This window comes from Litoribacter ruber (assembly GCF_018449405.1).
In the GTDB taxonomy this organism is placed as follows: Bacteria; Bacteroidota; Bacteroidia; order Cytophagales; family Cyclobacteriaceae; genus Litoribacter; species Litoribacter ruber.
Map to the genome: position 1 here is coordinate 1 of NZ_JAHCMY010000022.1, position 13,881 is coordinate 13,881.

General features: G+C 41.1%; 8 protein-coding genes. 6 read left to right on the forward strand and 2 right to left on the reverse strand.

Going from position 1 to position 13,881, the window contains the following annotated elements:
• Positions 1-106: 106 nt before the first annotated feature.
• A complete protein-coding gene (locus KI659_RS17780) occupies positions 107-1,099 on the forward strand; it encodes an AAA family ATPase (RefSeq protein ID WP_213946735.1) in 993 nt (330 codons plus the stop codon).
• Between the two features lie 4 nt (positions 1,100-1,103).
• Positions 1,104-3,560, forward strand: a complete 2,457-nt coding sequence (locus tag KI659_RS17785; RefSeq protein WP_213946736.1) for a S8 family peptidase — start codon at positions 1,104-1,106, stop codon at positions 3,558-3,560.
• 344 nt (positions 3,561-3,904) lie between these two features.
• Here KI659_RS17785 and KI659_RS17790 read toward each other — a convergent pair whose 3' ends face one another.
• Positions 3,905-4,588: a hypothetical protein gene (locus tag KI659_RS17790; protein WP_213946737.1), complete on the reverse strand. Its 684-nt coding sequence runs from the start codon at positions 4,586-4,588 to the stop codon at positions 3,905-3,907.
• A 141-nt stretch (positions 4,589-4,729) separates the two neighbouring features.
• The gene (locus KI659_RS17795; protein ID WP_213946738.1) at positions 4,730-5,431 is read right to left on the reverse strand and encodes a DUF6089 family protein; all 702 of its coding nucleotides are present in this window, start codon (positions 5,429-5,431) and stop codon (positions 4,730-4,732) included.
• Between the two features lie 3,003 nt (positions 5,432-8,434).
• Between KI659_RS17795 and KI659_RS17800 the strand changes: the two genes are divergently transcribed.
• From KI659_RS17800 to KI659_RS17815, 4 genes are all read left to right on the forward strand, one after another.
• Positions 8,435-9,793, forward strand: a complete 1,359-nt coding sequence (locus KI659_RS17800) for a nucleotide sugar dehydrogenase (RefSeq protein WP_213946739.1) — start codon at positions 8,435-8,437, stop codon at positions 9,791-9,793.
• Positions 9,794-10,076: 283 nt separating this feature from the next.
• Positions 10,077-11,366, forward strand: a complete 1,290-nt coding sequence (locus tag KI659_RS17805) for a UDP-N-acetylglucosamine 1-carboxyvinyltransferase (RefSeq protein ID WP_213946740.1) — start codon at positions 10,077-10,079, stop codon at positions 11,364-11,366.
• A 22-nt stretch (positions 11,367-11,388) separates the two neighbouring features.
• Positions 11,389-12,900 carry a lipopolysaccharide biosynthesis protein gene (locus tag KI659_RS17810; RefSeq protein WP_246535466.1) on the forward strand — a complete coding sequence of 504 codons (1,512 nt, stop codon included), beginning with the start codon at positions 11,389-11,391 and terminating at the stop codon, positions 12,898-12,900.
• Positions 12,901-13,875 carry a nitroreductase family protein gene (locus KI659_RS17815; protein WP_213946741.1) on the forward strand — a complete coding sequence of 325 codons (975 nt, stop codon included), beginning with the start codon at positions 12,901-12,903 and terminating at the stop codon, positions 13,873-13,875.
• Positions 13,876-13,881: the final 6 nt, after the last annotated feature.

Genomic DNA, 13,881 nt, shown 5'->3' on the forward strand with positions numbered 1-13,881 from the left:
ATCGAGCAGTTTTGAAAGCTACCGTAGGTTTAGTGCAACAGAGTATTATTAAACACCGAACTTCCGTGCATTAAAGTTTTGTTTCGGATAAAAAGGACCCCCAATAATGAATCAGGCTTTACTGACCCGCTTATTTAAGTCAATTGAAGGAAACAAAGAAACTCCTTTAATGAAGATCGCTTTTAATATTGTTAATGAAGAGCGCAAGAAGGGGCATGTTCATTTGGCTGATAAGTTGGAGCATATTCTGATTGACAACCTTGGCAAACAAAAGGAACAGGAACTAAAGCCAATTCGTACTAATGAATTTAAACTGCCTGTTGACCGGAGATATAGGCTGCCACTAGCTTCCCATATTCCACACGAAAAGCTAAGATACCATATGGTATTATCAACGGAAGTAGAAAGCAAGGTTCAAAGAATTGAGAAAGAATTTTTGGCTCAGGATAGGCTGGCCCATCATGGTCTAAAACCAAGAAAACGAATTTTATTCTATGGGTCTTCAGGTTGTGGGAAAAGTATGGCTGCAGAAAAGATTGCTTGGGACCTCGGATTGCCGTTTTACAAAGTTCGATTTGATTCCATAATTTCTTCCTACCTAGGAGAGTCCGCATCTAATCTTAACAAACTCTTTGAAAGCATTGAAGATTACCCTTGTGTACTCCTTCTCGATGAATTTGATATTATTGGAAAACAAAGAGACCCGAAATCAAATGACGTTGGAGAAATTCATAGAATAGTCAATATTCTCTTAGGTCTGTTGGAAGAATACAATGGTAAGGGACTGTTGATCGCAACCACCAATCTGGAGGGAAGTCTGGATAAGGCCCTCTTTAGACGGTTTGATGATTTCATTGAGTTTCCGAAACCTACAATCCCAGAAATAAAAAAGCTCCTGCAAAATTCATTTTCATCCCTACATCTTCATGATGATGTAGACCTAACCGAGTTTTCGCAGATGATGGAAGGGCTTTCTTTTGCAATTGTAGAGAAGGTCGCTCATGATGCGGCAAAAAAATCAATCATTCATTCACACAAAAGTATCAGCTCGGAAGATATTAAGAACGCCTTAATGGAAAATCGTTTTTTAAATACTTAAGATAATGGAACAATTTCCGCATTTGAAATTTTTTCAGGTAGTTGAGGGAAAATCCAGAGGATTTGGAGGCGGAAGTGAAAGTGAGAAGACTACACACATAAAATCCCATCGTAGGGAGCATGTCGAATTTTTAACCACAAGAATTGACTCAAACCGGAGAAAATGGCTTGAGGATATTTCCCAGAGAAAAGATCTGGCGCCTCTTGACCCTGATGTTCAGCCAATCCTTTTGGAAATCAATCCTAATAAACTAAAGGAAACTGGTTTTAACCTTCTCAATTACAATATTGAGATAATTTCAGAAAGTGATGATGGTTACGTTGTTGCCGCATCTTTGGACAATCTTTATGCACTTGAAGAAAAAATCAATGGTTTTCTAGAAAAGCAACGTGGTACAGGAAAGGTTGCAGAGTTTTGGAATATCATTGAAGGGAATAGATCTAGCTGGAAGCCTGAGCATATTTTATCTGAGACACTTTTTGAAGAGTGGTATAACCTCCAGGATGATCAGCAATATCACTTAGAGGTAGGTATTGCCTTTGACAGACCCACTCCAAAGGAACCGGATATCTCACAAAGAGGAGGAGCCTCCAGGCATCAAAACTACACCAAGGCATTAGAAGAAAGAGACAAATTGCTTAATGATAGACAATCTCATTTTGAGGAATTTATCTCTCACTATGGCATCATTGAAAGTTCTTATATAGAACTAGAGGACAGTTTCAGCTGTGAAATCGTAATTTCTGGCAAGGGACTGAAAGATCTGGTTATAAATTACCCTTTTGTATTTGAGGTCAACGAAAAAGATGAGATTGAAATCCATACAAGTGACCCCGGAACCTCTTTGGGAGAAAGTTTAGATATTCTTCCACCTAACGAGGACTCCCCAACTGTAGGAGTTATTGATAGTGGGATCCAGGAAAATCATAGGCTATTGGATGGTGCCATAAGAAGTTCCATTTCCTATATTTCCACTGATCCTTCCACTGCAGACTTTGTAAATCCCAATGGGCACGGGACCAGGGTTGCAGGGGCTATACTCTATCCTGAAGGTATTGCCGGCTTAACTTCTCCATACACTTTGCCTACATTTCTCCGTAATATTAGGGTTTTGGATAGCACCAATAGCCTCTCGCATCATTATCCTGCCTCTCTTCTTCAAAGAATTATTGAGGACGATGGAGACTGCCAATTATTTAATTTATCCATATCTTCAAAAGCAGTATTTAGAAAGAAGCATATGTCTTCATGGGCTTCAGCTATTGATGAATTGATTCACCATGAAGGGGTAAATTTTGTTCTTGTCACAGGTAACATATATCGGGATTCGATCAAACAATACCTTGCTGATGGGTTAGAATACCCTGCTTATTTAAGCCAACCTTATTGTAGAATAGCTAACCCCGGGCAAAGTGCTTTTGCAATTACAGTAGGCAGTATTAATTCTGCTGAATTTGAAGATCAAGACTGGTTATCATTAGGCAGGGAAGGTGAGGTCTCACCTTTCTCTAGAATAGGACTTGGCATTTGGGAAATGACAAAACCAGATGTTGTAGAATTTGGAGGAGGGCTAGTAGTATCCAAAAACTCTATTCGTCATATAAGTCAAAAAGAAGAATTATCCCCTGAGCTTTTGAGATCCACAATAAATGGTGGACCAGCAATTTCAAAAGATGAGGTCGGGACTTCATTTGCTGCTCCAAAAGTAACACATATACTGGCACAATTAAAAAAGTTATACCCAACTGAAAATAACAATTTACTTAGAGCACTTTTGGTTCAAGGAGCTAGGTTACCGCGAGGTCGCTTTCGAGAGCCTGTCTTTGAAGACATAAAGTTTTTTGGATATGGGGTTCCTTCTTTGGAGAGGGTGACTAGAAATACAGAGCATCGGATTACTTTCTACAACACTTCTGAAATTAAGGCTGAACAAGCTCATGTATATAAAGTAGATATTCCAGAGATATTGAGAAAACCGGAGGACGATTTTGAAATCTTAATTGAAGTAACCTTAGCCTTCACATCGAAGGTTCGGCGTACAAGACAGCGTTTAAAATCCTATCTGGCAACTTGGCTTGATTGGGAGAGCTCAAAATTGGAAGAATCATATGATCAATATAAAAGTTATGTACTAAGTGAGATTGAAGGGACAAACACCGAATACGACCGTGGTACCCGAAGAAGATTATACGGTGTACCTTGGAAATTAGGTGGCCAAACTAATCATGGTGAAATTAGGGATTTGAGCAGGACGAATTCAACGGTACAAAAAGACTGGGCCATTATCAAATCTTATGAATTACCGGAGGAATTAAGCATCGCTGTAAAGGCACACAAAAGTTGGGATAAAAACCAAGAAGAAGTGCCTTACGCAATCATCTTTTCGATTGAAGTTCTGGGAGCTAATATTCCAATATATGAGGTGATAAAAATTGAGAATGAAATAATTATTGAAACCTAACAATTATAATTGCTCGATCCCTGAGGGCGCATCCTAAGGGGAGACCGGGTAATTTGTTCACGTTCCACGCGCTGTGCACTGAGCACTGAGAGAGAATTCCGCAATTGATGGAGTATTCACTTCAATGGTATAATCCTGCCATCTTCCCGTTACCTTATTTCATCCCGCGCAGTGCCCAGTGCTCAGCGCTCAGTGCGCAGTGCACGTACGTGAGCACTGAGCGCTGAGCGCTGAGAGAGGATTCGGCAGTGATGTATTTTTCACATCAACTGTTTAAAACCTGCCATCTTCCCTTTACCTTCTTTCATCCCGCACCACCTTCGTCGTCCTTCGTACTTCAGCCCCTACCTACTAATATACCTCTTCACCTTAACCTGAAACTGAAACATCAAATCCTGATACGTGCGCTTTCTTTGGTCGGTGACACCGTCTACCCGTGAACTCAGGGCGATAAAAGAGGTCCACTCGGCGGCTACGTCCCAATCGGTGAGGGTGTTGCTGGAGATGCCGAAGCGGGCGGGGATGTAGGCGATGGGCTCGGTGTTGCGCTCGGTTCTGAAGAGATCTTCAGCAACCCAAATCTCATCTATTCTGCTTACCATCATTCCTCCCAAACCTACACCGGCATAAACATTAAATAAATTGATATCATGATCGGGGAGGTTGGGGTTGAATTGGTAGACTGGCATAAAGTCTACAAAGAAGGCTGATCCTGAAAAATAAGTTGGCATTCCCAGGCTTCCCCAATCTTGCGATCTTTGCGAATTGGGGGAAAGGCTGCCATTGGTTCCGATAAGTTGGTTACCCGATGTAACTCGGAGATCCCAGTGGTTGGAAATATCACGATTGTAATCGATGGTAAACACTGGTAGCAATTTAAAATCAAGTCGCTTATAGCCGCCTTCATTATCCATATAAAGAAAGGAGGGACCTATTCCAACAGAGATATGGTCCCTGATATGTTGGGCCTGCACAGTGTGACCCCAAAAAAACAAAGATGTCAGGGCCAGTAAAAGAGATTTTTTCATCAAACTAAACTTTAAACAACCCATAAAGAAAACTGGATTATTCTAAAAAAACAAATAGGGCTTTTAGGAGAGAGCTTAATTAGCTTTGTTGAGAAGAATGGTAAATTTTTAATGAATTGTAGGCTTCCGTGCCTCAAAACACTAATATCTTCCTATATATCTTTTCACAATTATTTGAAATTGCAAAAGAACATCGGGTTTGACTTGTTTCCACTGTGAAGTATTGCCATCTATATCACTGCTAAAAGCAATGAATGAAGAACCTTCAAATGCTATATCCCACTCTTGTTCCAGATTGGTGCTCACACCAAAGCGTAAGGGCACATATAGAGATGTTGTGCTTCCAGATTGTTCCGCCAAACCGGTAGTCTCCGTAAATGGGTTTTCAATTAAAAGTTTATCTTGTCGGCTGGAGTGCATTAATCCTATTCCGGCCCCCATGTAGTAATTCACCACATTACCGACCCGACCCCTTATATTGGGGTTCAGTTGGAACGTCGGCATTATATCGGCGTAGATAGCTGTTCCGTTGAACCGGATGGCCTCATCAGTTTCAGACCATAATCGGGCTCTTCTGCTTTCAGCTGAATAATAGTTACCGCTCGATATCCATTGATTACCAATGGAGGCTCTCAAATCCCAATGTCTGGATAGTTCATAGTTGTAACCAATTCCTATTGCCGGCAAGATTCTAAATCTAAAATCCGAATAAATACCAGCGTTATCCCCATAGATCATGGAGGGCCCGGCACTGATAAAAAAATGGTCACGATTAAACTGTGCCTTGCCGCTGGTTGCCAATAATACGACTAGGCAAATAGAAAGTAAAAGTTTTTTAAACATGGTTAAATAATTAATTTGCCCTCATTGAAGCCAGTAGCCAATTGCCTTTTAACTTTTGGGACGGAAGACCGAAGACCGAAGTAAGCTACTTCCGACCATCAGACCAAGATTCTGTCAAAAATTCACCGCCTAATATGGACAGTATTGTGAACGAAAAGAATTGATGCATGAAATAATAAAATACCGAATTAATATCCTAGTGGGGGAGGGGATTTTTTTAAGCGCCCTGTTCACGTTCAAAGCGCTGTGCACTGAGCGCTGAGCGCTGAGAGGGGATTCCGCGGTTGGGGTAGTGTCTTCCTCAAAAGTGGATTTCTGCTGTCCTCCTTCAATCCGATCAGCACGGCGTGCCTTGTTCACGTTCAAAGCGCTGTGCACTGAGCGCTGAGCGCTGAGAGGGGATTCCGCGGTTGGGGTAGTGTCTTCCTCAAAAGTGGATTTCTGCTGTCCTCCTTCAATCCGATCAGCACGGCGTGCCTTGTTCACGTTCAAAGCGCTGTGCACTGAGCGCTGAGCGCGGAGAGGAGATTCGGCTATTCATGTGGTGTTCACTTCAATGCTGCGATCCTGCCCTCTTCCCATGAGCTACCTTCATCCCGCGCTGTGCCCAGTGCTCCGAGCGCAGTGCACGTACGTGCGCTCTGTGCACGGAGCGCTGAGAGTGAATTCCGCAATTGATGGAGTGTTCACTTCAATGCTGCAATCCTGCCCTCTTCCCATTAGCTACCTTCATCCCGCGCAGTGCCCAGTGCTCCGTGCGCAGTGCACGTACGTGAGCTCTGTGCACGGAGCGCTGAGAGAGAATTCCGCAATTGATGGAGTATTCACTTCAATGGTATAATCCTGCCTTCTTCCCGTTCCCCACTTTCATCCTGCACAGGGCCCAGTGCTCAGCGCGCAGTGCAGACCCGTGTGCCCTGAGCGCTGAGCGCTGAGAGAGAATTCCGCAATTGATGTAGTATTCACTTCAATGGTATAATCCTGCCATCTTCTCGTTACCCACTTTCATCCTGCACAGTGCCCAGTGCTCAGCGCGCAGTGCAGACCCGTGTGCACTGAGCGCTGAGCGCTGAGAGAGAATTCCGCAATTGATGTAGTGTTCACTTCAATGGTATAATCCTGCCATCTTCCCGTTACCCACTTTCCTCCGGCACAGTGCCCAGTGCTCAGCGCGCAGTGCAGACCCGTGGGCACTGAGCGCGGAGCGCTGAGAGAGAATTCCGCAATTGATGTAGTGTTCACTTCAAGGGTATAATCCTGCCATCTTCCCGTTACCCACTTTCATCCTGCACAGTGCCCAGTGCTCAGCGCGCAGTGCTCGCCACGAGCGCAATGGAAGCGCTGCGGTCGCCGCGTTTTTTCGCTGCGCCGTTGCCTGCCGGCCGGTAGGCGGGCGTGAACTCTTATTGCCCCTAAGTAGCGTCACGCAGACCTACTTCCCATTTACATTACTTTTCCGACAATTAATTACCTTTTTCCGGCATTTATATGAATACTTGTTGAAAATTTTTTGAAAAATACCCCGATCGCGGTATATGAATTGCCAAATCTTCCCCTCATCTTTGTGGCTGCTTAGTTCAAACCACTCACTCATAATACAATAAAACCGATTCTTCTGGGAGTTCAGGAGTATGCTAGGGATCCGTATGGGTTCTGATGGGGAAATGCTTTTTTTCCTTTGCCTTTGCTCCAGCTTTTGATGCTTGCTAGGTTCCTGATGGGGCTGACCGGGCGAAGCTGGGGGGGGGCGCGGAGCGCCGTTTATGGTTTATTTGCCCTTCGGGCGCTTATGATGGTTTAAAGCTTATTGCCCTTCGGGCGTTTAAGGTTTAAGTATTTTCGTGAGCCATAAGCCTTAAACCTCAAACTTCAAACTACCAATGGAAATGGTTTAGGGTTTACTTGCCCTGCGGGCGTTTAAGGTTTAAGTATTTTCGTGAGCCATAAGCCTTAAACTTCAAACCTCAAACCACCATTGGAAAAAGGATTATGGCTTACTTGCCCTTCGGGCGTTTAAGGTTTAAGTATTTTCGTGAGCCATAAGCCTTAAACCTCAAACTTCAAACTACCAATGGAAATGGTTTAGGGTTTACTTGCCCTGCGGGCGTTTAAGGTTTAAGTATTTTCGTGAGCCATAAGCCTTAAACTTCAAACCTCAAACCACCATTGGAAAAAGGATTATGGCTTACTTGCCCTTCGGGCGTTTAAGGTTTAAGTATTTTCGTGAGCCATAAGCCTTAAACCTCAAACTTCAAACTACCAATGGAAATGGTTTAGGGTTTACTTGCCCTGCGGGCGTTTAAGGTTTAAGTATTTTCGTGAGCCATAAGCCTTAAACTTCAAACCTCAAACCACCATTGGAAAAAGGATTATGGCTTACTTGCCCTTCGGGCGTTTAAGGTTTAAGTATTTTCGTGAGCCATAAGCCTTAAACCTCAAACTTCAAACTACCAATGGAAATGGTTTAGGGTTTACTTGCCCTGCGGGCGTTTAAGGTTTAAGTATTTTCGTGAGCCATAAGCCTTAAACTTCAAACCTCAAACCACCATTGGAAAAAGGATTATGGCTTACTTGCCCTTCGGGCGTTTAAGGTTTAAGTATTTTCGTGAGCCATAAGCCTTAAACCTCAAACTTCAAACTACCAATGGAAATGGTTTAGGGTTTACTTGCCCTGCGGGCGTTTAAGGTTTAAGTATTTTCGTGAGCCATAAGCCTTAAACTTCAAACCTCAAACCACCATTGGAAAAAGGATTATGGCTTACTTGCCCTTCGGGCGTTTAAGGTTTAAGTATTTTCGTGAGCCATAAGCCTTAAACCTCAAACTTCAAACTACCAATGGAAATGGTTTAATGGCTTACTTGCCCTGCGGGCGTTTATTGTTTAAGTGGTTCTCGTAAATCATAAACCTTAAACCTCAAACCTCAAACTATTTTTAAACTATAAAATATAAACTTTAAGCGTTCCGCGCGAGCGGAATAATAACCGGCCCATAGGGCCTATCGTATGCTAACATTACAAGATACCAAAATCGCAATCATCGGCCTAGGTTATGTAGGCCTTCCTCTCGCTGTAGAATTTGCAAAGAAATATAGGACCGTGGGGTTTGATATAGATCCAACAAGGGTAAAACAGCTCAATGAGGGGCATGATAGGACTCTGGAAGTAGAAGACCAGGATCTTCAGGCGGTACTTATTGATGGATGCATGGCTTTGGATAGAGAAAATAAGGGTTTGTGCGTGACGGATGCGGTGACGGCGATACAGAGCTGTAATGTGTATATCGTGACGGTGCCGACGCCTACGGATAAGCACAACAAACCGGTACTCACTCCCATGCTCAAGGCTTCCCAGATGATCGGGAAGGTGCTTAAGAAGGGGGATGTGGTGATCTATGAATCCACGGTTTATCCTGGTGTAACCGAGGAGGAATGTGTGCCTGTGCTTGAGCAGGCATCCGGTCTGAAATTCAACGAGGACTTTTTTGCGGGATACTCACCTGAGCGTATCAATCCGGGGGATAAGGAGCATACGGTGGCCAAAATCCTGAAGGTGACTTCCGGTTCCACTCCGGAGGCTGCCAAGTATGTAGATGATCTTTATAAGTCAGTGATCACCGCCGGAACCCACTTGGCTTCCTCTATCAAGGTGGCCGAAGCGGCAAAGGTGATCGAAAACTCCCAGCGGGACATCAACATTGCCTTTGTCAACGAACTATCTAAAATCTTCAACCTGCTCAACATAGATACCCAGGAGGTATTGGAAGCCGCGGGAACCAAATGGAACTTCCTTCCCTTCAAACCGGGACTTGTAGGCGGTCACTGTATAGGTGTGGATCCATTCTACCTTGCCCAAAAAGCTCAGGAAGTAGGCTACCATCCGGAGATCATCTTGGCAGGTAGAAGAGTCAATGACAGCATGGGAAGCCATGTTGCTACCGAAGTGATCAAGTGTTTGATGCATAAGAATCTTCCTGTGCTAAAAGCCAGGGTTTTGATTCTAGGATTTACATTCAAAGAGAACTGTCCTGATGTAAGAAATACTCGGGTGATAGATATATACAATGAGCTGCGGGCATTTGAAATGGAAGTGGATGTGTATGATCCTTGGGCGGATCCCATTGAGGTGAGAAATGAATATGGTATTCAGTTGATGAAAAAGAAGGTTCAAGCCGAACTTTTAGTAGACCCAATGGGTGAAGAAGTGGCCGATGAATCCTCATTGGACCTGAATGGATATTCGGCAATAATTTTAGCTGTGGGTCATGAGGAGTTTAAAGAACTTCATCTTGTAAAATCAGATGTACAAGTCATTTACGATGTGAAAGGGGTGCTAAAGAAAGGCCAAATAGATGCAAGGCTATAAGTTAGATAAAATAGTAATTTGTCGGTTGAGGATTTGACATCAAGTTTTGAAATAGATGAAAATTAAGAAAGTATCCAATTCAAGTACGAGATAATAAATAACCAATATACCATAACCTACAAAAATTCTGACCGATGAAAGATTTTGCCATGCGAAACAGTCGATTGAAATTGTTCACGAAATTAGGAATGCAGAAATAAATAAATTGTCTGATAACAACCACCCCTTCTTAACTACTTCAACTACTACTACTACTATCTAAAATTTAATTAACGAATCCCTTATGAATTCAGAGCTATTACTTAATGCAGAAATAGAGGAACTTAACTATACATCAAATATACTAGTAAGGAAATCCAAATTAGAGGGCAAAGTTCGACTGAGTGGTGCAAAAAATAGTGCATTACGACTATTAGCCGCTTCATTGCTGACTGATGAAAAAGTAGAATTAACCAATTTTCCAAATGGATTGTTAGATGTAAAAGTTCATTTAGATATGTTAAAAGTGTTAGGTAAGGAAATTCAGACTTTTGAAGATGTTGCATACATTACCGAATTAGATTCTAAAACTTCTACAATTTTGAATTGGGAAGGGAGATCAATCAGGAATACATTACTAATTTTGGGGGCCTTAACAACCCGCTTTGGGGAAGGTCGCGTTCCTTTGCCCGGTGGTTGTAAATTGGGAGAGCGAAAGTACGATTTGCATGTGATGCTGTTGGAGCAACTGGGAGCAAAGGTATGGGAGGAAGATGATTATTTGTGTGCTAAAGTAGAGTCTGGTCGTTTTAAGGGTAATGATATCCATCTTCCGATGAGATCTACTGGTGCAACAGAGAATTCCATTTTATGCGCAACCCTAGCAAAAGGTCAAACAACTATTTGGAATCCCCATGTGAGACCGGAAATTATAGATCTAGTAGATATGCTAAATAAAATGGGCGCAAGGATAAGCGTCTACGGTCAGAAATGCATTGTCATAAATGGAGTAGATCAATTACGTGGTATAAAGCATGCTGTGATTCCTGATAATATGGAAGCATTGACCTGGGCTATCGGTTCCGTTATCACAGGGGGAGATGTAGAAATATTAAATTTCCCACAAGAACACCTGGATGTTCCCTTAATATTTCTGAAGGAATCTGGAATGAAAATATACCAAGGAAAAGATTCTGTTATTGTAAGAGGAGGAAGCCCTTACCCTTTGGAGATTAGTACTGGACCTTACCCGGGGATAAACTCAGATATGCAACCATTAATTGCAGTATACGGAGCCATGTCTGAAGGAACTTCAAAAATTGTCGATTTAAGATTTCCTGGAAGATATGGTTACGCGGAAGAGTTGGCAAAAATGGGAATGAATTTCCGTGTTGAAGGAGATATGTTGGTAATAGATGGTGGAAAACCATTAGTGGGAACAATGGTAAAAGCTTTAGATTTGAGAGCTGGTATGGCCTTATTGTTAGCTGGCCTAACTGCAGAAGGTGAAACCCATATCGAAAGTGCTTGGCAGATTGCCAGGGGATATGAAAACTTGGAGGAAAAGTTAATCGGGCTACAAGTTGTGATTTAACTATAAAATATTCTGAAAATTTTTGAATCAAAATGAAATAGTTTTAAGTATTTCAGTCAAGCTTCAAAATAAAATGAGTTCTACAAGCACCAGCTTAAACAGTAAGATTTTTAGTGGAGTCATTTGGAATGTAATCCAAATGGTTGTTAATAAATCCTTTGCATTTGTTATAAAGCTTGTTTTGGCCAGAATTCTCTTGCCGGAGGACTTTGGTGTTGTAGGGATGGCTATTGTATTTATCAGCTTTATAGAAGTGCTAAATGACGTTGGAATAGGGGCAGCTTTAATTCAAAGGCGTGAGGAAGAACTTAGAAGCGCTCATTTTCACACAGCTTTCTGGACTGGCGTCATTTGGTCTGTTGTAATATATCTTATTATCTCATTTATAGGTGGTCCTTTGGCAGCTCAATTTTACGATGAGCCTATTCTATCAAACCTTGTTCCCGTTTTGAGTTTAGGTGTTCTCTCCAGTCCAATTAATCTTGTACACAAAGCCCAGCTTACGCGCTCAATGGATTTTAAGAAAATTGCATTGATAACGAATTCTTCTGTAATATTTTCTGGAGTTTTATCTCTTATCTTGGCATTTACTGGATTTGGGGTTTGGGCATTGGTTTTCAACTCCGTTACGACTATTATAGTAGCGATGCCATTGTATTTTAAATCAACTGGTTGGATGCCAAAATTGATATGGGAAAGAGAAGCTTTTAAAGACGTATTCGGTTTTGGAATCTATACAACCGGGACAAAATTGGCTAATAACTTCAGTAACAAAATTGACTATTTAATAATAGGGAAATTACTTTCGGCTTCTGCATTGGGAGTTTACACACTTGCATTTGTTCTTACAGATACCCTAAAAAGTCAAATTACAACCGTACTCGGCAATGTCATGTATCCAGTCTATGGCAAAAAGCAGGATGATCCTAAATCTATCAAGAAATATTTCCTCTTTCTGATAAAATACAACAGTGTCGTTGTATATCCTATAATGGTAGTGTTTATAATATTAGGTGAGCCGATTATCACTGACTTTTTTGGAGAAAAATGGTTAGATACTGTAATTCCTTTGAAAATATTGAGTGTTTCTATCATATTTACTATGATGACTAACAGCGTATCTGCTCTTATAAGAGGGTTAGGTTATCCATCATTGGAATTTAAGATTCAAACTTTCAAAGCTATTTTTTTGTATGTTCCACTTATATATGTAGGTATATTGGCATATGGGGTTGAAGGCGCAGCATATGCTGTACTTATCAATAAGGTTTTCTTCGTTATAATTTCTCAGTATTTCCTGAAAAAACTTATCGGTATAACCTATTTTGATTTATTCTTTTGTCTAAAAGTTCCTGTTACTGCCTTTTCAATCACTATGCTTTTCTCATATTTATTGTATGATGTGTTATACGTAAATTATTATATTATTATTGTTTTTATTTTAATATTGTACAGTGGGTTGATTTATATCTTAGATAAAGATGAGCTCAAAAATTTGATGAAAAAAGTCAAGTCTTCAAAAACAATTAAATAGATGATTACAAAATTGTTTAAGGATGTCATAAAGAAAATGGCTCCCAAAATTCCAATGTTTCAAGATTACATATATGATCTGAACAGATATGCGAAATATTCTATTATTAATATAAATAGTTTAACGGACCGTCAGCTAAAATTCAGGCTCTTACAACGCTCTCACTCATTTGAGAAGGCTTTTAGTTTATCTGATGTCAGGAAGGGGTTTGGTCTTGAAAAAATGAAGGAGCTCAGTTTTTTAATTAGAGAGTATGGGAAAAGGTCACTACCTAAGGATTACCCAGAATATCAAATGGCTTTAGCTGCTGTTAAAAGTTATTTAAGCCATCATCAAGGAAATGAACTTGAGGCCACTTTTGATTTTATTAAAACACTGAATTTGGAAAGCTTCAGCGGAGGTTCAAGTACAATCGAGATGACTAAAGAGAGCATCATTGAGAAGACACAAGGCTCTTTCTCATGTCTTGCTACCCATAGATACAGCACGCGACAATTTTCAGGTGAACCTGTAGACAAGCAAAAAATTGTAGAGGCAGTTAAGATAGCTCAAAAGACACCTTCTGTATGTAACCGACAGTCTGGTCACGCATTTCTGATAGATAGTAAAGATTTAAGGGAGAAGGTAATTAGATTGCAAGCAGGTAGCAATGGATTTGGTCATGAAATAGACAATCTTTTAATTGTGACAGCATCTCTTGAATGTTTTGAGAAGGGAAAAGAAAGAAATCAAGCATTTGTTGACGGTGGGTTGTTTGCAATGTCTTTGATTTACTCACTTACTTCTATAGGGATTGCTAATTGTCCACTAAACTGGTCTGCCTCTAATAAAAAAGATCAGATGCTTAGAAAACTTGTGGATATTCCAGATGAGCATGTAGTAATTATGTTTATCGCCGTGGGTAATTACAAATCAAATGTGAAGGTAGCTCGCTCTCCACGTCGCGATATTAATCATGTTTATAAAATTCTTTGATTTAAG